General features: G+C 52.7%; 23 protein-coding genes. 15 read left to right on the top strand and 8 right to left on the bottom strand.

Going from position 1 to position 26,998, the window contains the following annotated elements; all coding sequences use genetic code 11:
* Window positions 1-27 precede the first annotated feature (27 nt).
* The 4 genes from eno to ispF all read left to right on the top strand — a co-directional run bounded on the left by eno (window position 28) and on the right by ispF (window position 2,916).
* Window positions 28-1,320, top strand: coding sequence for a phosphopyruvate hydratase (gene eno, locus ACPXV9_RS02665; protein ID WP_423894352.1), 1,293 nt, complete (start codon window positions 28-30; stop codon window positions 1,318-1,320).
* 96 nt (window positions 1,321-1,416) lie between these two features.
* Window positions 1,417-1,695 carry a cell division protein FtsB gene (ftsB, locus tag ACPXV9_RS02670; protein ID WP_423894354.1) on the top strand — a complete coding sequence of 93 codons (279 nt, stop codon included), beginning with the start codon at window positions 1,417-1,419 and terminating at the stop codon, window positions 1,693-1,695.
* Between the two features lie 20 nt (window positions 1,696-1,715).
* Window positions 1,716-2,489 carry a 2-C-methyl-D-erythritol 4-phosphate cytidylyltransferase gene (ispD, locus tag ACPXV9_RS02675; protein WP_423894356.1) on the top strand — a complete coding sequence of 258 codons (774 nt, stop codon included), beginning with the start codon at window positions 1,716-1,718 and terminating at the stop codon, window positions 2,487-2,489.
* Window positions 2,443-2,916: a 2-C-methyl-D-erythritol 2,4-cyclodiphosphate synthase gene (gene ispF, locus ACPXV9_RS02680; RefSeq protein ID WP_423894357.1), complete on the top strand. Its 474-nt coding sequence runs from the start codon at window positions 2,443-2,445 to the stop codon at window positions 2,914-2,916. The genes ispD and ispF overlap by 47 nt, the downstream gene beginning before the upstream one ends.
* A gap of 8 nt (window positions 2,917-2,924) precedes the next feature.
* On the opposite strand, the gene ACPXV9_RS02685 is transcribed toward ispF, so the two are convergent.
* The 3 genes from ACPXV9_RS02685 to ACPXV9_RS02695 form a co-directional block, all read right to left on the bottom strand.
* A complete protein-coding gene (locus tag ACPXV9_RS02685) occupies window positions 2,925-3,452 on the bottom strand; it encodes a response regulator transcription factor (RefSeq protein ID WP_423894358.1) in 528 nt (175 codons plus the stop codon).
* Window positions 3,449-4,753, bottom strand: coding sequence for an ATP-binding protein (locus ACPXV9_RS02690; RefSeq protein ID WP_423894360.1), 1,305 nt, complete (start codon window positions 4,751-4,753; stop codon window positions 3,449-3,451). Before ACPXV9_RS02690 ends, ACPXV9_RS02685 begins: the two co-directional genes overlap by 4 nt.
* 259 nt (window positions 4,754-5,012) lie before the next feature.
* The gene (locus ACPXV9_RS02695; protein ID WP_423894361.1) at window positions 5,013-7,079 is read right to left on the bottom strand and encodes a TonB-dependent receptor plug domain-containing protein; all 2,067 of its coding nucleotides are present in this window, start codon (window positions 7,077-7,079) and stop codon (window positions 5,013-5,015) included.
* A 124-nt stretch (window positions 7,080-7,203) separates the two neighbouring features.
* Between ACPXV9_RS02695 and ACPXV9_RS02700 the strand changes: the two genes are divergently transcribed.
* Entirely contained in the window at window positions 7,204-8,559 is a 1,356-nt protein-coding gene (locus tag ACPXV9_RS02700; protein WP_423894363.1) for an MATE family efflux transporter, read from the top strand.
* On the opposite strand, the gene ACPXV9_RS02705 is transcribed toward ACPXV9_RS02700, so the two are convergent.
* Window positions 8,556-10,352: an acyl-CoA dehydrogenase C-terminal domain-containing protein gene (locus ACPXV9_RS02705; RefSeq protein WP_423894365.1), complete on the bottom strand. Its 1,797-nt coding sequence runs from the start codon at window positions 10,350-10,352 to the stop codon at window positions 8,556-8,558. The genes ACPXV9_RS02700 and ACPXV9_RS02705 overlap by 4 nt on opposite strands.
* 29 nt (window positions 10,353-10,381) lie before the next feature.
* Window positions 10,382-11,356 carry an NAD(P)H-dependent flavin oxidoreductase gene (locus ACPXV9_RS02710; RefSeq protein WP_423894367.1) on the bottom strand — a complete coding sequence of 325 codons (975 nt, stop codon included), beginning with the start codon at window positions 11,354-11,356 and terminating at the stop codon, window positions 10,382-10,384.
* 197 nt (window positions 11,357-11,553) lie between these two features.
* Here ACPXV9_RS02710 and ACPXV9_RS02715 point away from each other — a divergent pair, with 197 nt between their 5' ends.
* Window positions 11,554-12,171: a TetR/AcrR family transcriptional regulator gene (locus ACPXV9_RS02715; protein ID WP_423894369.1), complete on the top strand. Its 618-nt coding sequence runs from the start codon at window positions 11,554-11,556 to the stop codon at window positions 12,169-12,171.
* 29 nt (window positions 12,172-12,200) lie between these two features.
* Here ACPXV9_RS02715 and ACPXV9_RS02720 read toward each other — a convergent pair whose 3' ends face one another.
* Window positions 12,201-13,997 (bottom strand): response regulator, encoded by a 1,797-nt coding sequence (locus ACPXV9_RS02720; protein ID WP_423894371.1) that lies wholly within the window; start codon window positions 13,995-13,997, stop codon window positions 12,201-12,203.
* Window positions 13,998-14,138: 141 nt separating this feature from the next.
* Complete coding sequence (locus ACPXV9_RS02725; protein WP_423894373.1) at window positions 14,139-15,170, bottom strand: diguanylate cyclase; 1,032 nt, start codon at window positions 15,168-15,170, stop codon at window positions 14,139-14,141.
* Between the two features lie 256 nt (window positions 15,171-15,426).
* Here ACPXV9_RS02725 and ACPXV9_RS02730 point away from each other — a divergent pair, with 256 nt between their 5' ends.
* The 6 genes from ACPXV9_RS02730 to ACPXV9_RS02755 are packed head-to-tail and all read left to right on the top strand — an operon-like array spanning window position 15,427 to window position 20,530.
* On the top strand, window positions 15,427-17,007 hold the full coding sequence (locus ACPXV9_RS02730) for a peptide chain release factor 3 (RefSeq protein WP_423894374.1): 1,581 nt from the start codon (window positions 15,427-15,429) through the stop codon (window positions 17,005-17,007).
* 48 nt (window positions 17,008-17,055) lie between these two features.
* Window positions 17,056-17,652 carry a 1-acyl-sn-glycerol-3-phosphate acyltransferase gene (locus tag ACPXV9_RS02735; RefSeq protein WP_423894376.1) on the top strand — a complete coding sequence of 199 codons (597 nt, stop codon included), beginning with the start codon at window positions 17,056-17,058 and terminating at the stop codon, window positions 17,650-17,652.
* Between the two features lie 48 nt (window positions 17,653-17,700).
* Window positions 17,701-18,438, top strand: a complete 738-nt coding sequence (locus ACPXV9_RS02740) for a TSUP family transporter (protein ID WP_423894378.1) — start codon at window positions 17,701-17,703, stop codon at window positions 18,436-18,438.
* Entirely contained in the window at window positions 18,435-18,782 is a 348-nt protein-coding gene (locus tag ACPXV9_RS02745; protein ID WP_423894380.1) for a hypothetical protein, read from the top strand. The genes ACPXV9_RS02740 and ACPXV9_RS02745 overlap by 4 nt, the downstream gene beginning before the upstream one ends.
* Window positions 18,783-18,820: 38 nt before the next feature.
* Window positions 18,821-19,855 (top strand): AI-2E family transporter, encoded by a 1,035-nt coding sequence (locus ACPXV9_RS02750; protein ID WP_423894382.1) that lies wholly within the window; start codon window positions 18,821-18,823, stop codon window positions 19,853-19,855.
* A gap of 21 nt (window positions 19,856-19,876) precedes the next feature.
* Window positions 19,877-20,530, top strand: coding sequence for a class I SAM-dependent methyltransferase (locus tag ACPXV9_RS02755; RefSeq protein ID WP_423894383.1), 654 nt, complete (start codon window positions 19,877-19,879; stop codon window positions 20,528-20,530).
* Here ACPXV9_RS02755 and ACPXV9_RS02760 read toward each other — a convergent pair whose 3' ends face one another.
* Window positions 20,531-22,576: a PAS domain-containing protein gene (locus ACPXV9_RS02760; RefSeq protein ID WP_423894385.1), complete on the bottom strand. Its 2,046-nt coding sequence runs from the start codon at window positions 22,574-22,576 to the stop codon at window positions 20,531-20,533.
* A gap of 185 nt (window positions 22,577-22,761) precedes the next feature.
* On the opposite strand from ACPXV9_RS02760, the gene ACPXV9_RS02765 reads away from it, so the two are divergent.
* The 3 genes from ACPXV9_RS02765 to ACPXV9_RS02775 are packed head-to-tail and all read left to right on the top strand — an operon-like array spanning window position 22,762 to window position 26,987.
* Entirely contained in the window at window positions 22,762-23,343 is a 582-nt protein-coding gene (locus ACPXV9_RS02765; protein ID WP_423894387.1) for a response regulator, read from the top strand.
* Window positions 23,336-25,030: a putative bifunctional diguanylate cyclase/phosphodiesterase gene (locus ACPXV9_RS02770; RefSeq protein ID WP_423894388.1), complete on the top strand. Its 1,695-nt coding sequence runs from the start codon at window positions 23,336-23,338 to the stop codon at window positions 25,028-25,030. Before ACPXV9_RS02765 ends, ACPXV9_RS02770 begins: the two co-directional genes overlap by 8 nt.
* The gene (locus ACPXV9_RS02775; protein ID WP_423894390.1) at window positions 25,023-26,987 is read left to right on the top strand and encodes an EAL domain-containing protein; all 1,965 of its coding nucleotides are present in this window, start codon (window positions 25,023-25,025) and stop codon (window positions 26,985-26,987) included. The genes ACPXV9_RS02770 and ACPXV9_RS02775 overlap by 8 nt, the downstream gene beginning before the upstream one ends.
* Window positions 26,988-26,998: the final 11 nt, after the last annotated feature.

Consider the following 26,998-nt stretch of genomic DNA (forward strand, 5'->3'; position numbering starts at 1 on the left):
AACAATTACTCTAAGGAGTCTCTTGTCATGAGCAAGATTGCTGATGTTAAAGCCTACGAAGTCCTGGACTCTCGTGGTAACCCAACGGTAGAAGCCGATGTTATTCTGGAATCCGGCGTTGTGGGTTCTGCCTGCGCCCCTTCCGGTGCCTCTACCGGTTCCCGTGAAGCACTGGAGCTGCGCGATGGCGACAAAAGCCGCTATCTGGGTAAAGGTGTTCTGAAAGCCGTTGAGAACATCAATACCACCATCAAGGGTTTGCTGGTGGGCATGGACGCTGGCGATCAGCGCGCGTTGGACAAGGCCATGATCGATGCCGACGGCACTGAAAACAAAGCCAATCTGGGCGCCAACGCCATTCTTGCGGTATCTCTGGCTGCCGCCAAGGCCGCTGCCGCTGACAAGGGTATCCCACTGTACGCCCACATTGCTGACGTTAATGGCACTCCGGGCCAGTTCACCATGCCGGTTCCTATGATGAATATCATCAACGGTGGTGAGCACGCCGACAACAATGTTGATATTCAGGAGTTTATGGTTCAGCCCGTTGGCGCCAAGACCTTTACCGAAGCCCTGCAAGTCGGTGCTGAAATTTTCCACGCGCTGAAGAAAGTGTTGAGCGGCAAAGGCCTGAACACCGCGGTAGGTGATGAAGGTGGTTTCGCGCCTAACCTGTCTTCCAATGCTGACGCTCTGGCGGTTATTAAAGAAGCCACCGAGCAGGCCGGTTACAAGCTGGGCGAAGATGTGACTCTGGCTCTGGATTGTGCTTCTTCCGAATTCTACAAAGACGGCAAGTACGATCTGTCCGGTGAAGGTAAGGTATACACCGCCGAAGGTTTCAGTGATTTCCTGGCTGAGCTGTGTGATCAGTACCCGATTATTTCCATTGAAGACGGTCAGGATGAGTCTGACTGGGACGGTTGGAAGTACCAGACTGAAAAGCTGGGCGACAAAGTACAGCTGGTGGGTGACGATCTGTTTGTAACCAACACCAAGATTCTGAAGAAGGGCATCGAGATGGGCGTGGGTAACTCCATCCTGATCAAATTCAATCAGATTGGTTCTTTGACCGAAACTCTGGAAGCCATCCAAATGGCCAAAGACGCCGGTTACACCGCGGTAATTTCTCACCGTTCCGGTGAAACTGAAGATACCACCATTGCCGATTTGGCTGTTGCTACCGCTGCGGGTCAAATCAAGACCGGTTCCCTGTGTCGCTCCGACCGCGTAGCCAAGTACAACCGTCTGCTGCGCATCGAGGCCGAGCTGGGTGCCGAGAAGGCTCCTTACCGTGGCCGCGCCGAATTTAAGGCGTAAGTCAGACAACAAGTAAGCCGCTTTGGTTTACGTGTGGGGTCGGAGTGGCTAAGCTACTTCGACCCCTTTTTCGTTAGGCACTTTATCCACTACCCCATGAAATATTTAATTCCGCTGTTACTGCTGATGCTGATCGGTCTGCAATATCGCCTCTGGATAGGCGAGGGCAGTCTGGCTGATGTGGTGCGTCTGGACCGCGAGATCGCGGCACAGCAGCAGGAAAATGAGCGCTTAAAGCAGCGTAACGATGTGTTGGCCGCTGAGGTGCGCGCTCTGAAATCCGGTGATAATGCCGTGGAAGAGCGAGCCCGCGAAGATCTGGGGATGATCAAGCAGGGTGAAACTTTTTATCTTGTGATCAAGGCAGAAGAATGAGGATGGCGGGGGAAACAACTTTGCCCAATTTTTGGGTGGTGGTGCCCGCTGCGGGTGTTGGCGCGCGTATGCAGGCTGACAAACCCAAACAGTATTTGTCGTTGCTGGGTAAAACCATTCTGGAGCACACCCTAGAGCGGCTGCTGTCGTTATCGGGATTGCAGGGTATTGTGGTGGTGCTCGGTCAGGAAGATCAGTTTGGTCGTGAGCTGGCGCTATTAACAGATGCTCGTATTGTGGTGGCCGATGGCGGCGTGGAGCGCTGTGATTCGGTACTCAATGGTCTGGCTGTTCTGGCCGGTCAAATCGCCGACGATGACTGGGTACTGGTACACGATGCCGCGCGCCCCTGTGTGGCCCAAAGTGATGTTGAAAAATTGCTGAGTGAGCTTCAGGAACATCCGGTTGGTGGCATTTTGGGGACACCGGTCAGTGATACCATCAAGCGCGTGGCTCAACAGGAAATTGAACAAACGCTGGATCGCTCGATTTTATGGCAGGCTCAAACACCGCAAATGTTTCGTTATGGGTTGTTACAACAATCCCTCGCCAGCGCCTTAAGCCAATCCATTACCATTACCGATGAAGCCTCAGCGCTGGAAAGTGCGGGATATCATCCGGCCATTGTGGAAGGTCGCCGCGATAACATTAAAATTACCCGCCCGGAAGATTTACCGGTAGCGGAATTGATTCTTAAAGCCGCAGGGGGATCTCCTTCTGAGGTTGGCAATGAAAGGAAAACTGACAGTGAGAATAGGTCACGGTTACGACGTTCACGCCTTTGGCGACGGTGACAAGATAGTCATTGGTGGCGCCGCTATTCCACACACTCATGGATTGGTGGCTCATTCCGATGGTGACGTGCTGTTACACGCACTGTGTGATGCATTACTGGGAGCGCTGGCTCTGGGTGATATTGGCAAACACTTTCCGGATAACGATCCGTCTTACAAAAATGCCGACAGTCGCGCTTTGTTGCGCATGGTGTTTTCAAAGGTAAAGGCCGCTGGGTATAAGCTGGGTAATGCCGATATGACCGTGATTGCCCAGGCCCCGAAAATGGCGCCGCACATTGAAGCCATGCGTGCCAATATCGCGGCGGATCTGCAAGCTGATATCGGGCAGGTAAATGTTAAGGCCACCACCACCGAAAAGCTGGGTTTTGAAGGGCGCAAGGAAGGTATCTCTGCCCATGCTGTGGTGATTTTGCAGTCAGCTTAATAAAGGCGTTATTGCTTAACCGGTTTTTTTTGCAATTTACGCTGCAGGGTTCTGCGGTGCATGCCCAGCGCTCGGGCGGTCGCGGAAATATTGCCGTCGTGTTCCGCCAATACCTTTTGAATGTGTTCCCACTCCAGCCGATTGACAGAGATGGGGTTGTTGCTGATCTCGACACTGGCGTCCGGCTCGGCTGCAAACGCGGCCAGAATTTCGTCGGCATCGGCGGGCTTGCACAGATAATTACTGGCGCCCAATTTGATGGCCTCCACCGCCGTATTGATACTGGAGTAGCCGGTCAACATAACGATATTTAAGTCGGGCTGCAGCGCTTTTAATTTGGGAATCAGGGGCAGACCCGAGTCGCTGGCAATTTTCAAATCCAGTACGCAGCGATCGTATGGTTGCTGTTGGATCTGTTGTATTGCCGCCTCGGCGTTGTGGGCTTCAGCAACGTCATATCCCCTTTTGGTAAAGGCCCTTGCCAGTACCCGGGTCAATATGGTGTCGTCGTCGACGATTAATATTTTCTGACTCATGTCCCATTGCCCTGCAGTGATAGGGTGATAATGGCTTCAGTGCCACCTTCGATGTGATTGTCCAGTGTCAGCGTTCCCTTGTGTCTCTCCAGTGTGGCCCGGGTTAAAAATAAACCCAGCCCGCGTCCCTGTCCCTTTTCACTGATAAACGCCTCTCCCAGTTGCTGGGTCAGTTGTGGGTCGATGCCGGGGCCGTGATCGCGAATCATCAGTTTCAGACGGTTTTCATTCCAGGTGACGATGATTTCAATATTTTCCGGATTGGCATCGGCGGCGTTGTTGAGAATATTGAGAATGGCCTGTGATTCCGATGGGTGAAAATTTGCCAATTGGTCGTTACTGCTGTGGGCGTCAAACGCTATCCGGGCATTGACCTCAGGGCGCATTAATAGCCAGTTGTCGATCAGCTGTTGGCAGTAGATCGCGATATTCTGTTGCGGCTGGGTGTCTTCGCTCCAATGGGAAGCCTGCTGTCTCAGGTTGTCCAGTGCCTGGGTGCACTGGCTGACCTGGTTTTGCAAAAGTTGCAGGTCATCTTTGAGTTGTGACGATTCAGTCTGCTCATCAATCATTTCGTGCAGCAGGGCTTTGATGGTCGTCAATGGCGTACTCAACTCGTGTGACGTTCCCGCTGCCAGAGTAGCCACGGCGAGCAGTTGTTCGTCACGCAGTCGATCTTCTTTTAGCTGGGTCAGGTCTTCATGTTGACGACGCAGGGAGTCGGCCATGCGCACCACAAAAAACGTGACCAAGGTGGCACTCACCAAAAAGTTGAACCACATGCCGATCGTATGGGCGCTGAAACCACGGCTGTCATGAGCGCTGTGATTCATATGGCCGGCGTGACCTGCGTGTGGGGCCAGATCCGGCAGAGGTATGTGATAGAAAAATAACAGGGTGTAGCAGCCCAGCGAAAACAGCATCAGGATCCATGACGCTCGCCAGTTTAATGTGGCAGCCCCCATACACAGGGGCACCAGATAATAGGATACAAAAGGGTTGTCGGCGCCGCCGCTAAAATACAGTAACGCCGTGATCCCGATAATGTCTGTCAGTAATTGTGCACCGAAAGCGGAGCTCGGCACCCGGGGTTGATAGCGCATCTGCAACAGGGTGACGATGTTGACTAAAGTCAGCCCGGATATCACCCAAAGCATCGGGCGGTAGGGCAGGGCCAGTTGCAGATTCCAATAGCTGAATGCCAGCAGGGTGCATAGACTCAGCAGAAACAGGCCTCGCACCATTAACAGGCGTCTCAGGTTTTCGGCGGGGGCTGCGGTGCTGAGGCTAAATGAAGACATGCAGGGATAGTAAACCAGAGACGCCTTCTCGTCATTGTATGAAACGGAAACTGTCATTCCGTCCGAATATGTCATCCCGAACGAAAGTGAGGGATCTCCAGAGTTAGGTGCCTGGCCCAAGAGATCCTTCCGCGCTGCGCCTGTTATTGCCATGGATGGCACGTATGCAGGTTTTGCATCGTGACAGGGATGTCACTTATTAGAGCAACGCAGGAGCAGTTGCCGAGGAGCAAAAACCTGTCAGGATGACAGTAAGCGCTTAGAAGCGGTAGGTCGCTCCGAGGTTGATGCTGCGGCCGGTGCCATAGAGGCGTTCGCCCACGGCGATATCGGCGTTGTCTTCGACGCGATTATAACCGGCCAGGTGATCCTGATAGTGTTTATCGGTCAGATTGTCGACACTGGCGCGCAGTTGCAGTTGGTTGCTGAAGTCGTACACGGCGTTGATGTGCCAGAGGCTGTAGCCGCTGGTCTGCTCTTCGTCGTTGTAGCTTGAAACCTTGTTCTGCTCGTCATAGAGGTCGTTGACCAGAGATACCTTCAGATTGTTTTGACGATAACTCAGGCTCAATTGATTGTGCAGCGGGGCTATGCGATAGAGGTTGTCACTGACACCGTCATCGCGCTTGCCGCGGGTGTAGCTGAGGTGGCCGTCGAGCTTCCAGTTGTCGTTAAAGGCTAAGCCGTAACTGAATTCACCGCCGTAGAGCTTGGCGTCGATGTTGTTGTACTTGAGGTCACCGCTCATGCCGCCGGTACCGGCCCCATCGGGGGTGCCCTGAATGTAATCGCTGACTTTGCGGTAGAAGCTGTGCAGGCCCAGATAGGTCGAGCCATTGCTGTAATCCAGCCCCAAACTCAGCTCATTGGCGGTTTCACTGTCCAGTTCCAGATTGCCCAGATAGGTTTTGCCATCGGCCAGACCGCCAGTGGATTGCATGCCAAGCCAAAGGTAGCGCTCCTGATAGGACGGCGCGCGCTCTTTGCTGGACAGGTTGGCATTGAGCATCAGGGATTCATTGATGCGGTAAGTGCTTTTAAAGACGATGTCGCGGTTGTTGTAGGTTTCACTCAAATTCTGAGCGTTAAAGGCATTGGCCATGTTGTTAGCCATCATTGCCATCATGCCCATGAGGCCACTGGCGCTGACTTGATCGGCATCCATTTCAACCCGATTGGCACGCAGGCCCAGTTCCCAGGATAGATCGCCTGCCTGCTGTTGCCACTCAACAAAAGCGCCCGAGATGTCGCGTTGGGCATTATCAAAGTTTTCAATTTCGAACATGGCCATATCCGGGTTGTAAACCGTGGCGCTGTGGCGGCTTTCAGAATAGTCGGTGCCCACTTTGATATTGCCGGTCTCCAGCGGGAAACTGGCCATCAGTTTATGGCTGACCTGTTGTCCGGTGGCGATGGTTTCGCGCTTGCCCATCATGGGTTCAGGGCGCAGGGTAAAGTTATCCATGGCGTGGTAAACGTGAGAGTAGTCACTGGCCCAGAGGACGGTGGCGTCGCCCAGTTTGGTGCTGACATCAAAGCTGGCAATATCGCTGTCGATGGCGGTGATATCCATCGGCAGGGCAGGGGTGCCACTTTCACCGGTGTTGTTTTTACCCAGTTTGATATTCAGAGCGTTGTCGCCCTGCTTGTAGCCGTAAAACAGGTCGTGACGGCGGCGTTCGTATTCGGTGCTGTTAATATCACCGCCATCGAATTCACTGTCATCGGCTGTATCGTAACTGCTGCTGATGCCCAGCTTGTGATTGTGGTTGGCGGCATTAAGCAGCAGGCTGCTGTTACTGGCATCGTTTTGTGAGTTGTATTGCGTGTGGGCTCGGCCGCTGACAGTAACGTCCGAACTCTCGGCAAAGTCGCCCTGTTCGCTCTTGGCGCGAATCATTCCGCCGAGTGATTCCTGAGCCTGACTGACCGAAGTCGCACCACGATCAACGCTCAGCTCTTTTAACAGGCTGGCTGGGACATAGGATAGCGGGGCATCCATGGCGTTGGGACCGCCACCTACAATGCTGGCGTTGTCGATGCTTACCGCCAGTCGATCGCCATAGAAGCCACGAAACTGGGCAATGCCGGTGAGGCCACCATTGCGATTGACCGAGGCGCCGGGAATCGATTTCAGAATTTCAGAGGTATCGGCGTGTTGCAGTTTACCGCCATCGACAATGTGCTCGGCTTTTTGCACGTGCAGCTCTTCAACGATAATTTCTTCCATCGTCATATCATGCTTATGATCGGCCATAACGGCTGAAGAAATAGTGACACCATGGGCCATCGCCAGGGCAATCATCAGTGGGTGCTTCTGCAGCATACTCTCTCTTCCCTTAGGGTTATTTTTTAAGTGGCGTAATGATAAAGATTCAGACGCCTGTTCGGGATGTGACATAATGTCGCATTGCGTTATTGCCTTGCTGTCCAATTCCCCTGGAGCCTCTGTGAAACAAGCTGTTTCCTTTACCCAAGACCCTGTAGGTCATCTGTTGTATCGCATGTCTCTGCCCATGGTTTGGGGGCTGCTCGCGACCATGTCGTTTAATGCTGTGGATACCTATTTTGTGGCGCAGCTGGGTGAGGAAAGCCTGGCGGCCATGAGCTTTACCTTTCCTGTAGTGATGGTGGTGACCAGTATGGCCATTGGTCTGGGAGCGGGGACGTCTTCGGTCATCGCCCGTTTGCTGGGGCAACAGCGTACTGATTATGCCCGGCGTCTGGCCGCAGACAGTTTGTTGCTGTCGACCCTGCTGTCGATTGTGATGGTGGTGATTGGTCTGCTGACCATAGAACCGCTGTTTTTGTTGTTGGGGGCGTCGCCGGAGTTGATTCCGGAAATTGCCAGCTACATGCGCATCTGGTATCTGAGTGCCCCCTTTATCATCATTCCCATGACCATCTCGGCGTTGATGCGCGCCACGGGCAACAATATGGTGTGGGGCATTCTGATGATTGTGGCCGCCGTGTTGAACGGTATCCTTGATCCCATCCTGATTTTTGGCTGGGGACCGATACCGCGGATGGAAATTGAGGGGGCCGCCTGGGCTACCCTGTTGACGCGCTTGTTGCTGGTGGCTGGATCCGGTTATTACGTGCTGAATCGGTTAAAGCTGGTGTCCATGCCGCACACCCGCTGGCAGGATGTGCGCGAGGCCTGGGCTTCGATTCTGCACATTGGCATACCGGCCATGGCCACCAATATGATCATCCCTTTTGCCAGTGGTATTACCGTAGCGCTGGTGGCCAATTACGGGCTGGACGCGGTGGCGGGCTTTGGGGTGGCGCAGCGGATCGAGCCGGTGGTGTTGATTGCCTTCTATGCCTTGTCCGGTGTGATTGGTCCTTTCTTTGGACAGAATATGGCGCAGCAGTATCAGCAGCGTCAGAAAAAAGCCCTGTTGCTGGTGATGCGTTTCTGTCTCGGCTTTGGTCTGGCCATCGCGATTCTGTTATGGCTGGTGGCTGAGCCGGTCAGTGCCTGGTTCAGTGATTCACCGCAAGTCGTGGCGGTATCGGTGGCCTATCTGATGATTGTCCCAGTCAGTTACGGTCTGTACGGTTTGGTGATGTCGATCAATGCCACCTTCAATGGTCTGGGTAAGCCCATGCCTTCGGTGGTGATCAGTGTGATGCGGGTGCTGGGTTTCTATTTGCCTCTGGTGTGGCTAGGCCAGCACCTGTGGGGCTTGAACGGGTTGTTTGCCGCCACCGGTGTGGCCAATATTCTGGCCGGGTTGTTGGGCTATTTCTGGTTGCGCCGAACCCTCAAAGACAATCAGTTAAAAAAGACAACCAGTTAAAAACAGAAACCTGATTCGGCAATCTTCATCAGCGAGTCTGCCCCCGCCAACGCCGCACTTCTGTGAGATTGTGCCCGAGGTAGCAGACGCGCGTAGTAAAAGCGCGCGGTTTCCAGTTTGGCCTGATAAAAGCCATCGCAGTCATCGCCGGTTTCAATTTTTTCCAGTGCCAGTTCAGCGGCCTGAGCCCAGAAAAACGCCAGAATGGTGTAGCCGGAATACATCAGGTAATCAAACGACGCAGCGCCCACTTCATCGGCGTTGGCCATGGCCTGTTCGGCAATGGCTTGTGTCATGGTGGCCCAGTCCTGACAGTGTTGATTCAGCAAATCTGTCAGGGGTTGGATGGTTTCGGGGTGCGGCTGCTGGCAAAAATCCTGAACCTGTCGGGTAAATAACCCCAGCAATTGTCCGCCGCTGCCCAGCACCTTGCGTCCCAGTAAATCGAGTGCCTGAATGCCGGTGGTGCCTTCGTACAATGTGGCAATGCGTGCATCTCGCAGATTCTGTTCCACTCCGGTTTCATGGATGTAGCCGTGACCGCCAAAGCATTGGATGCCCAGACTCGCGGCCTCCAAACCCAGTTCGGTGAGAAAGGCTTTGCCGATGGGTGTGAGAAAGGACAGCAGTTGATCGGCTTGCTCACGTGTTTTCTCACACTGGGCGCGATCGCGCAGATCACTCTGCTTGGCCATGTAGTGGACAAACAGGCGACCTCCCTCGGCGATCGCTTTCTGGGTGAGCAACATACGGCGAACATCCGGGTGCACCACAATGGGGTCGGCCGCCCCCTCCGGATTTTTTATGCCCGTCAGAGAGCGCATCTGCAGGCGCTCGCGGGCGTACTGCTGGGATTTTTGCAGGGCAATCTGGGAGTGAATCACGCCCTGAGCGCCGGTGCCGAGACGCATGGTGTTCATAAAGGTAAACATGCATTGCAGGCCACCGTGTTCATTGCCAAGCAGATAGCCGGTGGCGTCATCAAAGTTCATGACACAGGTTGGGCTGGCGTGCAGGCCCATTTTCGTTTCAATAGAACCGCAGCTGACGTTGTTGGCTTGGCCCGGTGTGCCGTCGTCCTTGAGTTGAAATTTGGGAACAATAAACAGGGAGATGCCTTTGCTGCCTTTGGGGGCGTCGGGCAACTTGGCCAGCACCAGATGTACTATGTTGTCGGTCCAGTCGTGATCGCCAAAGGTGATGAAAATTTTGCTGCCACTGATCCGGTAACTGCCGTCGGCCTGGGGTGTCGCTCGGGTTTTCAGCAGACCCAGATCGGTGCCGCTGTGGGCTTCGGTAAGGCACATGGTGGCGGTCCAGCGACCCTGAATGATCGGCGCCAGCCAGGTTTGTTTTTGCGCTTCGGTACCCCAGGCTTTCAGGGTGTCTATGGCGCCTTTGGCGAGGCTGGGGCACAGCGACCAGGTCATGTTGGCGCCTGAACGCATTTCCGCGGTCAACGTTTCCAGAGATTTGGGCAACCCCTGACCGCCGTATTGCTCGTCGTAACTCAGTCCCATCCAGCCACCTTCGGCAAATGCAGCAAAGGCTTGTTTAAAGCCTTTTGGCGTCGTCACCAGACCGTTGTGCCAGCGGGCCCCCTCAAGATCACCGCTGCTGTTGATCGGCGCCAGAACGGTTTCCGCGAACTTAGCGCTTTCTTCCAGAATGGCTGAGCACAGTTCCGGGGTGAGATCTTCTGCACCGGGTAACTGCCGGTAGTGATCGGCGAAATTGTGCAACTCGAAAGCACTGAAGTGAATGTCGCGTAAAGGCGCCTGATAACTTGTCATGGTGATGGTCCGGGCAGGTGAATGATGAATTAACTGGCAAGGGGAAAGGGCTTGCTGTTGATCTTCTGTTTGGCCTCTTGATACTGGTTCACCATGTTGGCAACCAGATCGGCGGTGGCCGGAACATCCTTGATGCTGCCGATGCCCTGACCGGAACCCCAGACGTCTTTCCAGGCCTTGCTGTCGGAGTTGCTCCAATCCATGGTGGACTTGTCACCGTCCTGTAAATTGTCCGGATCGAGGCCGGCGGCCTTGATGCTGGGCTTGAGGTAGTTGCCGTGCACACCGGTAAACAGATTGGAGTAAATGATGTCTTCGGCACTGCTGTCGACCAGCATCTGCTTGTAGCGTTCATCGGCCTGAGCTTCGCGGGTGGCGATAAAACGTGTGCCCATGTAGCCCATGTCGGCACCCATGGCTTCGGCTGCCAGAACGTCGCGCCCGGAGGACATGGCACCGGACAGAATGATGGTGCCGTCATAGAACTCACGGATTTCCGATACCAGAGCAAAGGGGCTGAGGCTGCCTGCGTGACCGCCGGCTCCGGCGCACACCAGAATCAGGCCATCGACACCAGCGGCAATGGCTTTTTTGGCGTGGTGAACGTTGGTGACATCGTGGAACACCAGGCCACCATAGGAGTGCACCGGGCCGACCACCTGAGTGGGCGCCATCAGGCTGGTAATGACCACGGGTACCTTGTGTTTTACACACAGGTCGATGTCGTGCTGCAGGCGCTCATTGGAGCGATGAACGATTTGATTGACAGCGTAAGGGGCAACGGGTTTGTCCGGGTTGTCGCGGCGATATTGCTCCAGCTCGGACGTGATTTGCTCCAGCCAGCTGTCGAGTAATTCGGCCGGGCGGGCATTCAGCGCCGGGAAGGAGCCAATGATTCCCGCTTTGCACTGCTCAATAACCAGTCTGGGGTTGGAGATGATAAACAGGGGTGATCCGATCAGTGGGATCGACAGGCGGTTTTCAAACTGTGCGGGCAGGGCCATGGCTTCCTCTCTGTGGTATCGATGACATTTTGTCGACGGCAGTCCAATATCGATGATAGTCAAATGTTAACGCTGTTCACATTTAATTTATTGCAATATGTGAACAGTGTCAACATTATGGGTTCGTGGTATGGTGGCGTTTGTTCGGGCCGATAGTTGTGGCCCTGAGACATATCGACTCTGGAGTGTTGGAATCAATGGTGGCAGGAGCAGGCAAACCCATGGCTGACAAGGACTATCATCACGGCGATTTGCGAGTGGCGCTGATTGATGCGGCCAATGCCATGATCGATAAAAACGGCGCTGGCGATTTCAGTTTAAGAAAAGTCAGTCAGTCACTGGGCGTGTCGCAATCGGCGCTGTATCGCCATTTTTCCGGCAAAGATGCCTTACTGGCCGCGGTCGCAGAGCAGGGCTTTCTGGATATGGCGGCGCGCATGGAGCGGGCTTATCAGTCGGAGCTTGAAGCCGAGGCGCGGCTGCGCAGCTGCGCCGAAGCCTACGTTAATTTTGCCTGTGAACATCCAAATCTGTATCGCTTGATGTTTGGTGAACTGTTGGCCGATCGCCAGAACTTTCCCGAGCTGGCTGCGGCGCGGAGTGAAGTGTTCAAGTGGCCAATGCAATGTCTGTTACAGCACAACCGTGAACAGGGCAGGGAAGATTCTGAATTGCGAGAGGGCGATAAGTTGCTGATTCAGTCTCTGGTGCATGGACTCTCCAGCCTGATGATTGAGAATCTGGTGACCACCCGTCTCAGTCGTGAGCAGATAATTCAGGAAGTGACACCGTTGATGGTGTTTTTTCGTCGTTAAACATTTTGTGTTGCCCGCGCTGTTTCAAATCATCCGATGTTTTGAAACAGCCATTGCTGCAATTTACTCGCAAGCTGATCCGGATCGAGCGGTTTGGATAAATAGTCACTCATGCCGGCCTCCAGGCATTTTTCCCGGTCACCTTTCATGGCATTGGCGGTCATGGCGATGATGGGGAGTTGTTTAAAGGCTTCCATTTCTCTGAGTTTGCGGGTGGCGGTATAGCCATCCATTTCCGGCATTTGGCAGTCCATCAGAATCAGATCAAAAGGGGGCGCGGCATGGTTTATTTTTTCCAGCGCTTGTTTGCCGTTGCTGGCGGTATCGACAAACACTTCAAAAGGAAGATCTTCCAGTTCTCCTTGTGCGACAAACAAATTAATTTCGTTGTCATCGACCAGCAAAATATGGGCAGGAGCGCCTGCAGTCGTTGTTGATTTGGCTGTCTGGTGGTCAGCGGTTTGCGACTGGAGTGGGAGTTCGCTGGTGGCAGTCGGTATTGCTGTTGTCGTTAGTTCCACCAGCAGGGTGAAGGTGCTGCCTTCCCCCACCTGACTTGACACAAGAATGTCGCCCTCCATTAAGCTGGCCAGCTTTTTAGAGATGGTCAGCCCCAGACCGGTTCCACCAAAACGCCGGGTGGTGGAGCTGTCCGCCTGAGTGAAGGGCTGGAACAGGGCGGCCTGAGATTCTTCGGTTATGCCGATGCCTGAATCTGTTATTTCGCAGCGCATCAACAGGCGTTGCTCTGGCTGCTCTGTAAATTCAACCCGGGTATGAATGCTGCCCTGCTCGGTAAATTTGATGGCGTTGCCCAGCAGGTTTAACAGGATTTGCTTCAGGCGCGTCGGGTCGCCCATCACCAGATGATGCCATTGGGGCTTCTCAAGGGTCAGTGTCAGCCCTTTGTCTTCGGCGGTGGTGATTACCGTATTGACAATGTCGGTGAACAATTTATTGATATCAAACTCGGTCAGCTCCAGTTCCAGTCGGCCCGATTCGATTTTAGAAATATCGAGAATGTCATCGATGATCACCATAAGCCAATCGGAGCTGGTTTTGGCCATATCTACATAATGATTTTGGCGCTCGGACATGGGTTCTTTGGTCAGCTGGTTGAGCATGCCGATAACCCCGTTCATGGGGGTGCGGATTTCATGGCTCATGTTCGCCAGAAACAGGCTTTTGGCCCTGTTGGCGTGTTCGGCCTGCAATTCGGCATGCTCTCTTTGCTGAACTTCTTCCGACAGGTCCTCGAGGGTTTCAATCAGTTCTGACTCTATGGTTTTTAACTGTCTGTGAATGGCGTAGATACAGATAACCACCGCCAGCATTTGAAACGCCAGAGTGCTCAGCAGGTGAGTTTGGCGAAAGGGTTCTGGCGTTAAATTGGGGGGTGGTCCGTTGATGTGTTCGTTAAAGCCCATGGCGATGAGAGAGGCAATGGAAATGCCACAGGAGATCAGGCAGAGCTTTACGCCACCCATAAGACCGGCAAACAGGGGCACGATCAACAGCCAGCCAACAGACGGCGTGGTAATGCCGCCACTGCTGTGGGTGGCGTAAATGCTGGCCCAGCACAGGGCAATCAGGCAGATTTCGGCTGCGTGTACGCGAGAGCCGCCCCGAGCCAGATAGATGGCCGTGGCAGCTGCGATAAGACCGCAGGTTCCAAGGGATACGATTCGGCCGTGAACACCCCATTGATAGCCGCGAATGGCAAAGAAAAATGACACCATGGCCACGGTGGCGAGCATGACCATTGTTGCGGTGCGCAACTTCTGTTCTTTGATCAGGTGAAATTTGTTTTGGGTGGTGGTATCCATATCGAGCTTTAATCTTTTTTATTGATTATCGCTGTCCGATGGCAATTTGCCCATTTTTTGTTGTTTGATGCTTCTGCAGCCTGACTCACCCGGTGACGGGTAAATCAGGATGGAAGTTGTCAAGAGTGATAAGGCGGGTGATCAGGCGGAAAACAGCTCTTCACTGATAACCCGGTTGCGGCCCTGAGCTTTGGCGTCATAGAGATAGCTGTCGGCTCGGTTGATCAAATCGTTACGGGTCTCATTCATGCCGATTTTGGCCACCCCAATGGACAAGGTTACATAGCCAACGGGCGTGCGATCCTTGCCCTTGGTCAGCTTGGCGCTGCCAATCACTTCGCGGATTTTTTCAGCGACCTTGATGGCGCCTTCCAGGGTGCAATCCTCAAGAATCAAGTGAAACTCTTCGCCACCGGTACGGGCCAGAAAATCATCCCCTTTGATCACCTTCAGGATCATCTGTGCCACAAAACGCAGAACCTTGTCGCCCATCAGGTGGCCGTGGGTGTCGTTAAACTGTTTGAAGTGGTCGATGTCCATGACCAGCATGCAGACATTGTCCTCTGGCTTGCGGTTGCTCATTAACTCGTCGACTTTTTTGTCGTAGGCGCGACGATTGGATACGCCGGTCAGTTTGTCGGTGAGTGCTTCCAGACTGGCCTTTTCAAGGTTGACCTGCAGGGAAGACATCTGGACCTGCATCGACTTGACGATGTCACCCATCTGATGATTGTGTTCCAGCACCTTGCGGCTTTCGCGGATCAGTTGTTGGGTGATGGTTTTTAAGGCCGTGAGCTCACAACCGGCTTCCAGTGCTTTTTCGGCTTCGGCCAGCGCGTCGGCACATTCGGAGGAACCGTCGGCAATTCCCTCAAGCTGAATGCCGAGCTCCGAGATCATGGCATTTAAGGCGGTTTTGAACTGCTCCAGCCTTTCCGCAGGCAGTTCGCCATAAAAGCGGTGGTAGATTTCGTAACAGAGGTCGGCATCGAAGACCAGCTTGTTGTCTCGCAACTCGTTGATGGCAACCACCAGATCGGTGTTTTCACCTTCGCAGAAGTCGTACCAGACGCGAATATTGGCGGGGGAAGTCGGGATATTCAGGGCTTTCATCTCAGCCAGAGCTTCATCCAGAAACTTGGCGGAGATTTCAAAATCGGGATTAACTGACATTGCTTGTTTCTGTTGTTATTACCGGTTTGTGAGGGCTTATATTGCTGGCCTCGCCAATTGTGCCTGGTAAGGGCTGAACTGTCCTGTGATGGCGGGCTTGTCCTAATGAACCCATAATAACACGGGTTTTTAGAAATTAACCCTCATTCACAGTTTGAAAACCACCGCTGGCTAAATGGTCACCGGATCATGGGCGACTCTCCCGGTAAATGCGCGTATAATCCCGGCCTTTGTTTTTGCCGGATAGATCGTCGATATGAGCCAGTTTCAAGCGGAAGTAGACCAGCGCCGCACGTTTGCCATCATCTCCCACCCGGATGCGGGTAAAACCACCATAACCGAAAAACTGCTGTTGCTTGGGCAATTGATTCAGGTGGCTGGCTCGGTCAAGGGCAAGGGCTCAGATCGCCATGCGACCTCTGACTGGATGGGCATGGAGCAGGAGCGGGGCATCTCGGTCACCTCTTCGGTAATGCAGTTCCCCTATAAAGATCGCATCGTCAATCTGCTCGACACCCCGGGGCACGAGGATTTCTCCGAAGATACCTATCGAACTCTGACCGCCGTGGATTCGGCACTGATGGTGGTGGATGGCGCCAAGGGTGTCGAGGAACGTACCATCAAGTTGATGGACGTATGCCGTCTCAGAGACACGCCGATCATCAGCTTTGTGAACAAGATGGACCGCGATATTCGCGATCCCATTGAGCTGCTCGACGAAATTGAAGAGGTGTTGAAGATTGAGGGGGCGCCGATCAACTGGCCCATTGGTATGGGTAAGGAATTCAAGGGCGTTTACAACCTCTACAGCGATACCATTCACGTGTTTGAGCGTGGTTCCAACTACGTGGTTGCCGAAGATATCCAGATTCAGGGGCTGGAAAGCGATGAAGCCAAAGAGCTGCTGGGTGTTTACTACGATGACTTCTGTGAAGAGATTGAGCTGGTTCGTGGCGCCAGTCACGAGTTTGATCTTGAGGCCTTTCTGGCCGGTAAGCTGACTCCGGTGTTTTTCGGTACTGCGCTGGCCAACTTCGGTGTGCGGGAAATGCTCGACGGTTTTGTTGAGTGGGCGCCTCGCCCACAAGCTCGTCAGACAGAGACCCGTGAAGTGTCAGCCGACGAAGATAAATTATCGGGTTTTGTGTTTAAGATCCAGGCCAATATGGATCCGAAACATCGCGACCGCATTGCCTTTATGCGCATCTGCTCTGGCAGCTACAAAAAAGGCATGAAAATGAAACACACTCGTTTGGGCAAGGACGTAAAGATTGCCGATGCGGTGAGCTTCAAAGCCGGTGAGCGGGAATTGGTGGATAAAGCCTTCTCCGGCGATATCATCGGCCTGCACAATCATGGTTCCATTCAGATTGGCGACACCTTTACCGAGGGTGAAAGCCTTAAGTTTACGGGTATTCCGCATTTTGCACCGGAACTGTTCCGTAAAATACGCCTGGCCGATCCGCTGAAAACCAAACAACTGCAAAAAGGCCTGCAGCAGTTATCGGAGGAGGGCTCAACCCAGGTGTTCTTCCCGGTGAACTCCAATGACATCATTGTGGGTGCTGTGGGTGTTCTGCAATTTGAGGTGGTGGCCTACCGTTTGAAAGACGAGTACAAGGTCGACGCCATCTACGAGAACGTCAATATCAATACGGCCCGCTGGGTTGAGTCCGAAGACAGTAAAAAGGTCGAGGAACTCAAGCGCAAGGCGTCGGACAATATTGCCATTGACGGTGGCGGACACCTGACCTATCTGGCACCCACCCGGGTGAACCTGTCCCTGACCGAAGAGCGCTTTCCGGAAATTGACTTCCGGGCAACCCGTGAGCACTGATTTCGGGTGTGACTGTCAGAACTAAAGAATTATTCAGAGATTGTATTGATGACTGAGAAACTGCATCCGGATGTGCCGGAGAATATGCCGCGGATGGGTAATGGTTTTGTGCGTTGGTTGGGACGATTGTTGCTGCGGCTGCACGGCTGGAAAGTTACCGGGGAACTGCCCAATAAGAAAAAGTTGATGGTGATTGGTGCGCCCCATACCTCCAATTGGGATTTTACCCTGGCGATATCAACCATCATGGCTTTGGGGGTGAACATTTCCTATTTTATGAAAAAGGAAGCCTTCTTCTGGCCTTTGGGTGGTCTGTTTAAAAAGCTGGGCGGCATTCCCATTGACCGCAATCGGGCCACCAACGTGATTGACCAGTCGGTGGCAGAGTTCCAGCGCCGCGACCAGCTGTGGATCGGCATTACCCCGGATGGTACACGCAGCAAGGTGACTCGCTGGAAATCCGGCTTTGTACGCATTGCCCATGGCGCGGGTGTGCCCATTTTTGTGATTGGCTTCGATGCCCCCAATAAACGCATTGTTTTTGATAAAGTGGTTGAGGCCACGGATCAGTTTGAGCAGCAGGCCGAAGAGTTGCGCCAATACATCAATCAGACATTTGTCGGCATTTGCCCGGAAAATCAATAACGTCCACCGCAGGGATCAGGGGAGTAGCTCCGCTTGGAATTATCATTGATGACATACTCACTGCTGATTCTGGTGGGGTTTATGGCGGGGCTGATCAGTGCCATAGCGGGCTCTGGCGGCCTGATTGTCTTGCCCACTTTGTTATCGGCAGGGTTGCCGCCGCTGGCTGCACTGGCCACTAACAAGTTTCAAAGTGTGTTTGGCACCCTGTCTTCAACCATTAACTTTTTCCGCAAAGGCCATATTGATCTGTCCTCCATGAGGTTCACTCTGGTCTGTGCGTTTATCGGCGCCTGCCTCGGTACCTGGGCGGTGCAGCAGATGGATACGGCGCTGTTAAAACAGGGGTTGCCGTACTTCCTGCTGTTGCTCGCCATTTATGTGGCGCTGTCGCCGCGCATGTCCGATCAGGATTCTGAACCGCGTTGGTCTGCCCGGCAGTTTGATCTGGGTGTCGGCGGCGGTATTGGTTTTTATGGCGGTTTTCTCGGCCCGGGAATGGGTTCTTTTTTTGCCGTGGCCTATTCGTCGCTGCGCGGTTACAACCTCAAGCGTGCCACGGCGCACACCAAACCTCTGGTGTTGATTACCAACACCACATCCATGGTAATGTTTGTGTTGGCCGGCCATGTATTGTGGAGTCTGGCCATTCCCATGGCGCTGGCGCAGGTGGTGGGTGCCCGGATTGGATCGAATCTGGTGATGACCAGAGGCGCCGGTTTTATCAAACCGATACTGGTGGGCGTGATTGTGATTCTGGCTCTTAAACTGATTTTTTTCCCATGATGACTTTTCTGGCAACACTGGTGTTTTGTCTGGTGGCGGTAACCCTTCTGATGATTACCCAGAAGTCCCGTCGGCGAGTCACCGTTGGCAGCAGTATTCGTTTACTGGAGTGGATGTTGCTGGGTCAGGCTGACGAAAACGACTGGGAAGTCTTCTGCACTTTGCCCATACTCCATGACGAGACGCTCAACAAGGTGCGTCTACGCTGTGCCGAAATTGCCGAGCTGTACCCCAGGGCCACCAGTCGCTCGATTTACTTGCTCACCGATGAAGGGCTGGATAAATTAAAACCGCTGCTTGAAGAGCTGCGCCAATATCAGCGACAGCGACAAAAACAACAATAACGATAATATCAACAGTACACTCCATTAAGGACATGGTTATGAATCAGGAATCTCCTCTCGGACGCTTTTTATTGTTTACGGCGGCCTTTGTCATCGTGGTGGCTGGCATGAAGGCGTCGGAATCGATTCTGGTGCCGTTTCTGCTGTCGCTGTTTATCGTGGTGATTTTTTCTCCGCCTTTGACCTGGCTGAAACAACGGGGCGTGCCGTCCGGCCTGGCGCTGGTGCTGGTGATTTCACTGGTGGTGGTGATCGGTCTGATCTTTGGTGCGGTGGTGGGGTCATCGATTGTGGACTTCCGGGAAAACCTGCCGGAATATCAGCAGCGTCTCTCCGGTCTGTCACAACAGGCCATTGGCTACCTGCAGCGCTTTGGCATCAGCGTTTCCCAAGACCAGTGGCAGGAAGTATTTGACCCTGGTGTGGTGTTTTCCTTTGTGGGCAATATGCTCGCGTCGCTGGGCAATGTGATGACCAATGCCTTTCTGATTCTGTTGACGGTGATCTTTATCTTGATGGAAGAGGTGCACTTCAGTGACAAGGTCCGCTACGCCCAAAAAGACAACGCTGAAAGTACCCTGCGTGCCATGGAAAGGTTTTCATCCAGCATTAACCAATATATGGCGATCAAGGCGGTACTGAGCCTGCTGACCGGTGGCCTGGTGTTGATCTGGTTGCTGATTCTGGGCGTCGACTATCCGGTGCTGTGGGGCCTGCTGGCGTTCTTGCTCAATTTTGTACCCAACCTGGGTTCGATTCTGGCCGCTATCCCAGCTGTGTTGCTGGCTCTGGTGCAGCTGGGGCCGCTCAGTGCGCTGTTGACCGCGGCCGGTTACGTTGCTGTGAATGTCGGGGTGGGCAATGTGCTGGAGCCCCGGATCATGGGGCGAGGTTTGGATTTGTCGACACTGGTGGTTTTCCTGTCCTTGGTTTTCTGGGGCTGGGTGCTGGGGCCGGTGGGTATGCTGTTGTCCGTGCCTTTGACCATGACCATCAAGATTGCACTGGAAAATCTCAATGCCACTCACTGGTTTGCGGTACTGTTGAGTTCCGGCAAGGACCTGAAGCACTGAACATTTGTAAAAAGAATGCCCATGAGAGAAGTACATCAGCATCTGAGCGAGATAGTCTCAGCCATAGTGCCCGAGGCGCGCATCGAAAAGTATCGTCTGCCTAACGATACCGGCATCGATCTGTTTCTGATGAATGAGGATTATCCCACCGGTCGTCTGCCCTATGAGGCGGCCATGAAGCTGATGGAACAGCCATTTTACTGGGCCTTTTGTTGGGCTTCTGGTGCCGTGCTGGCTCAGTACATAATGGCTAATCCAGAGCTGGTACAGGGCAAGCGGGTGGTTGATTTTGGTTGTGGCTCCGGTGTCGTAGCCATCGCCGCCAGCAAAGCCGGTGCCAGCGAAGTGGTCGCCTGTGATATTGATCCTCTGGCGATTCTGGCGACCCGTGAAAATGCCCGTATCAATGACGTCGATCTGGTCATCAGTGAAGATTTTGATCAGATTGAAGGCCATATCGATATTATTATTGTCGCCGACGTGCTCTACGATCGCGACAACCTGCCGTGGCTGGACCGCTTCAGTGCCAGAGCAGACGATGTGCTGGTGGCGGATTCACGGGTAAAGAATTTTGATTACCCGCCCTACAAGCAGGTGGCGCAGGTGGATGCCTGTACTCTGCCGGATCTGGATGAGTCGCTGGAATTTCGCGACGTCAGGATTTACCGGGCCTGATCAGGATTCTGGCGAGTTGCTGTGCGCGGCAATCAGTTGGCGCACCAGATCTATCGCCTGTTTCATATTGATGGGCTTGCTTAAAAAGCCATCAAACCCGTATTGGCCGAAACTGGCCGGCGTGACCTTGTCGCTGTAGCCGGACATGGCAATGACTCTGGCCTGACTGTGCTCCCGGATTTTTTTGCAGACCTCGATGCCGGAAAGTCGTGGCATGGTGATGTCCAGCAGCGCGAGGTCAAATGCCAGATCGGTCTTTTCCAGATCGTGAATAAAGTTCAGGGCGTTGTTGTAACTGATCATTCTCGCGCCAAACAGCGAGAAGAATTCCGTTAACATGGAGGTAATCCCCTCCTCATCATCCACCACCGCCAGCGTGAGACCATTGAGCTCGTTGCGGTTATCCAGCTCTGGCAGACTCGATTGTACCGATTTGCTTTGTGTTGGTTTGCTCTGCTGGGTGTTGGGGATGTAGGCAATAAATTCGGCACCTTTTTCAGCGCCTTCTTCGGCACCTTTTTCAGCGCCTTCTTCGGCACCTTGTTCGGCTCCACTGAAGGCCTGAATATGGCCACCGATGCCGTGCAGTAAACCATGAACCACCGACAGTCCCATGCCTGAGCCCTTGCCGGGTTCTTTGGTGGAGTAGAAAGGCTGGAAGATCTCATCGGTGCTGATGCCATGCAGTCCCGGCCCATTGTCTTTGACCCGGAGTTGAACGTAGCTGGCGTTGATGGCCTGTCCGCAGGACTGGCAGTAGCCACAGTCTGCATCGATGGCCTCTGCCTCAAGGGTAATGACACCCTTGTCGCCAATGGCATCGCGGGCGTTGATGGCGAGATTCAGTAAAATCTGGTCCAGAGAGGATTCCGCCATCAGCAGTTGGATGTTGTCGTCAACATGGCCGATCTGCAGCTCGATATCCACCGGTAGCAAGGGGTCGATAAACTGGGAAAAATCCTTCAGTTTGCGCGACAGGTGGATGTGACTGGATTCATCGGAGCTGCCACGGGCAAAGGACAACATCTTATCGATCAGGAGCTTGGCTTTGTTGGCCGCGGCATCAATGTTGCGTATTGCCTTGAGCTCGGGGGCGTTGGGGTCCGGAGCCTTGAGCAGTAACAACTGGGTGTAGCCCATGGCGACGGCCAGAATATTATTGAAATCGTGGGCAATGCCGCCTACAGCCTGCCCTAGGGCTTCCATTTTCTGGCTGCGGAACAGGCTCTGTTCCATGGCTTTCTGGTGTTCTGCTATGCGTTTGTCTTCGGTGATATCCGTTGAAATGGAAATGTAGCGGTCAATTTTGTTGTCGGTGTCCAGGTGAGGAACCACGGTGGTGTTGACCCAGTAGTATTCACCGTCCTGTCTGCGGTTGCATATCTCACCCTTGTAGATTTTACCGCTGGATATGGTTTTCCAGAATGTTTCCCAGAAACTGCTGTCGTGATGACCCGATGCAACCACACTATGGTTCTTTTCCAGTAACGCTGACTGGTCGTATTTTGAGGCCTGACAAAACAGATCGTTGACATAAATGATGCTGCCCTCGGTATCAGCCATGCTGACAATGGCGTGATGATCCAAAGCGTAGGTCATGTAGTTCAGTTCTTTCTGAATAAAGAAGCTGGTCTCCTGCATTTGCTTGTAGTGGCTGATGTCCTGAAAGATACCCTCGAGATGGGTCATTTTGCCCTGACTGTCGAACAGGGCGTGCCCGGCGGTACGCACCCAGCGCTTGTTGCCTTTTGCCGTAACAAAACGGCATTCGATGTCATAGGCTTCCCCGGTGCGGATGATATGGTCGACGGCTTCCGTGATGGCGATCCGGCCCGGTTCGATGGTGTCGTAGAATTGGATAGCGGTGGCCAGATCGGGAATGTAATCGTCGTCCACTTCATGGATTCTTTGGGTGGCAGCTCCCCAGAAAATTTCTTCGGTTTCGAGGTTGAGCTTCCAGTAACCGATATCCAATTGATCGGAAATCAGATTGGTATTGATGTCGATGTAAGCGCTGTTTCTCTTGGGCGGTAACGGGTCAGCCATGGCACTTGTTCCATGCAACGGGAGGATAGATGGGCATTATTGTCTAGTGAGTATATCGAATATATCGATTTTTGGCGTTTTTTTTATTTTTTTGCTAATCTAATATCGTTTATATCGATTTGATGCCACAAAGGATGTGTTATCAATCGACAGGTTGGATCTACGAGATTATGAACGGTGATGGTATGGAATCCAGTTCGGGTTGGCTGACTCCGGCGGAGGTGGCTGCTTATTTTCAGGTTTCTCCGATTACGGTAAGAAGCTGGGCGCAAAAGGGATTATTAAAAGCGTCAGTGACTCCAGGTGGCCATCGGCGTTTTCGGTTGGCGGATGTCGAACAACTGGCGGCGCAACGGCTGAAGGGCAATTCTCCGGTAACAGAACAGCAAAAAACCATTCTGATTGTCGATGATGACGAGGCCGTCGCCGAGTTATTGATGTCGGCACTGGAATTCAAATATCCCGAGATCAATGTTGTCGCGGTGAATAATGGCTTCGAGGCCGGTGCTCTGGTTGCCGAAGTCTTACCCGATCTGATTTTTCTCGATATTCGCATGCCGGGAATTCAGGGGGATGCAGTCTGCAACTATCTGAAATCCAATATCCGCACCCGCCATATACCCATCGCCGCCATCACCGGTTACGCCTCGCCAGAGAATCTGCAGACCATGATCGATGCCGGGGTTACCACGGTATTGACCAAGCCTTTCAATCTGGGTCTGGTGTTTGCTGAAGTCGAAAAAATTCAGGAGCCGGCCTATGCCTGATACGGTGATGGATAGCCTGGCTTCAGAATTTATTTTTGCTCAGTCGGCACAGGGCATTCTGATTACGGATAAAGACAATCGCATCACCCGGGTGAACGCGTCTTTTGAACGTATCACCGGTTACAGTGCTCGCGATGTGCTTGGCCAGGACCCGAGTATTCTCGGGTCTGGGATGCAGGATGATTCCATTTACACCGACATGTGGCAGTCCCTGCAATCCCTTGGCAGCTGGCAGGGAGAATTATGGAATCGTCGCAAGAACGGCAAGGTGTTTATTGAGCGCATAGCCATTGCCCGGCGGCTCGATAGCGAGGGCCAGTTGCAGGGCTATGTGGGTATTATTGAAGACTTCAGCAGTAAAAAAGTCGAGACCGAGAAACTCAGGCACGCGTCCAATCATGACTCTCTGACCGATCTGTTTAACGCCAAATATTTTAATCTGGCAATGGATATGATGGTTGAAGAGAGTCGGCTCAGGCAAAAGGGTTTTGCCGTAATTCTGGTGGATGTCAGTCAGTTCAGCAAAATCAATGATCTTTATGGCCGGGAATTCGGCAATCGGGTTTTAAAGGCGGTTGCAGATCGCATCCTCAATTGTGTCCGTGAGGACGATGTTGTCAGCCGCCTCAGTTCGGACGTGTTTGGCATCCTGATTGATCACATTAAAGACATGAGTGTGCTCGAAACCTTTCTCAATAAATTGGCCGCCGCCCTCAGACAGAAAGAGGGCGCATCGCTGCAGTTTGATGTCCGGATTGGCGCCGGTTTATTTGGACTTGCTGCAAGTGAAACAGATAAGAGTACTGACCTGTTACAACGAGTGTCTCAGTCGCTGGAATACGCCAAAAAGCATTATCACGACAGCTATAAGATTTACGATCAGGGGGTATCCGACAGCGCTCGGTTGAATGCCGTTATTTTCAACGAAATTGGACGGGGATTAAGACAAGGAGATTTTTCTCTCCATTATCAGCCTATTGTCAGCCCGGAGCGTGACATCAAGTTTGAAGCTTTGCTGCGTTGGCAGCATGAGACCGAAGGTTATGTCTCACCATTGGATTTTATTCCGGCCGCTGAGCAGACCGGAGAGATCAATCTGCTGGGCATGTTTATAGTGGAGTCTGCCTGTCAGGCGATCAAAGTCTGGCGTGATAAATGCGATATTGATGTTACGGTGAATATTAATTTGTCCGTGGTGGAGTTGTCGCGCAGAGATGTTTACAGCCATCTGCTGGAAATCTGCGAGCGCTATCAGGTGTCACCTGCCCAGATTGGTATTGAGCTGACCGAAAGCGCCAATTTGCTTGAAATGGTCAAATACATGGATGACTTCAATCGCCTCAGGCAGGTCGGCATCAAGATCGCCGTTGATGACTTTGGCTGTGGTTTCAGTTCTTTTTCCTATCTGCAGAAATTGCCAATCGATACGGTAAAAATCGATAAGCTGTTTGTCGATGATGTAGTGACATCCGACCGGAGTCAAAAGCTGCTGGCCGGGATGATAAAACTGATTGAAGAGTTGGGGTTCTCAGTGGTGCTCGAAGGCATTGAAACCCGCGAACAATTGCAAAAGCTGGCCTGCTTCAAGCAAGTCAGCTTACAGGGATACTACTACTCCAGGCCTATGCCATTTGAGAGTACGTTTACATGGATAGAAAAAAATAAGCGGGGCCTTATCTGTGAATAATGTGATTGATGAGTCGTTTACCCTCAGTCCGGAAATGTTGCTCAAAGCCTTTAATGAGGACATGTTCAGAGTGGTCTATCAGGAGAAGATCGAACTCAGCAGTGGTCAGCTTCTGGGTTACGAAGTCTTTTCAAGACTGGAAATTGAGCACACCAATGTACCGGTGATGATGTTCCTTAAGGAGATTCGCAGCCTGGGATTGGTGGGAGACTTTGCCATAAAGATTCTCAACAAGGTATTAACGGATCTTGAAGCGCGTTTAAGCAATAATGAAATCGGTATCAGCATCAATCTTGATTTGACGGCACTGGAAGAACCGGCATTTGTCGATTCTGTCTGTAAGCTGGTTGCGGCCAGAAATATTCAGCCCAGCGCGATTTCATTTGATATTGGTGTGGATGACCCCGAACTGCTGGAGCGGGTGAAACCCGCTCTGGATAAAATGAAGTTGGCGGGATTTTATTTTGCCGCAGAAATTCATGCGGGTTTGAAATTGTCGGTCGATGAGGTATCCCGCTTGCCGGTTGAGGAGCTGAAGATTTCCCGCTCGGTGATTATGAAAACCACCCAGCAGGCTACCCAGCACTCATTATTAAAAAAGATGGCCTCTCAGGCTCAGCGTTTTTCGATCAGCACCACGGCGGTAGGGGTTGAAACATCCGAAGAACAGGAGATTATTCTTAAATCCGGCTTTGATTATGCGCAAGGTTATTTTTTCTCCGATTATCTGCAGCCGGAACAGGTGCGATCAGAGACCGGAGAGATTGCTCCGGCCAATGATGATTTGCATCAGGTCAAGGTTCTGATCGTCGAGGACGATCTGATCTATCAGGATTTGATAGGGGAAATTCTGTCCGCCAATTACAAATTGCTGTTTGCTACAAATGAAATGGACGCGCTGGAAATCATCAAACAGCAGGAGCCCAACATTGTGCTGATTGATATTCATCTGCCTGAAGGATCCGGGTTGAATATTGCCCAACAGATCTCCAGCGATTACGAAGAGAGTCACATCAGTATTGTAATGATGAGTGGCGATGACTCGAAAGATAATCGCGTTGCCTCTTATCTGGCCGGTGCCATTGATTTTCTCAAAAAACCACTGGCTCTGGTCGACCTGGTGACCAAAATCGACCGCATTGCCGGTTACCACAAAAAGCGTTCGGCCATATCGGCAAGTCTCAGTGATACCGAGGTGTTGGCCTTTCAGTCGATGCGCGATGCATCCCGTTATGGCGAAATTGTGCAGTTTATGAAAGATGTCTCCCATGCCCGGGATGAATCGACAATCGCCAGAGCTTTTTTCAAATTTATGGGCAATCAGGGACTGCAGTCGTCGGTTATTTTCCGTCAGAAGGGGGCGACTTACAGTTTTGATTGCAGTGGTATCAGCTGCAGTCCGACAGAAATTAACGTCTATGAAATTCTCAGGGAAAAAGGCCGGCTCTATGCATTTGGTTCGCGTTTGATGGTGAACGATAACCACGTGTCGTTTCTGATCAAGAACATGCCCGAAGAGGAAAGTCTCGCGGGCCAGGTCCGCGATTATGTCGCGGCTTTGGTTGAGGGCATGGAATCTCGCTACCGTGCCATTATTCAGGCACAAGCTCTGGAAGCCATCGCCATGGAGCTGACCGAAGCCGCTGGTCAGGCGGCCGCTTCTCTGGAGGCCAGTCACAGCGATCGTGAGCGCCTGATTGAGAAAATAGGCGAGGATGTAAAGATGAGCTTTCATGTGCTGGATCTGACCAGTGAGCAGGAGAGCTATCTCACCAGCATTATTCAGGAGGCTCTGGCCGAACATGCCTCTCAAGGTGACTCCACCGAGGCTCTGGTTGCCCGGGTTTCTTCCTCAGTGGATAAACTGGTGGCGGTTCAGCGTGATACCGAAGTGACTGAGAGCGAGGTTGAGGATATTGAATTGTTCGATGATGGCGACGATATTGAACTGTTTTGATATAATCCCTG

This window comes from Candidatus Pelagadaptatus aseana (genome assembly GCF_040362265.1).
GTDB classification, from domain to species: Bacteria; Pseudomonadota; Gammaproteobacteria; order Pseudomonadales; family Cellvibrionaceae; genus Pelagadaptatus; species Pelagadaptatus aseana.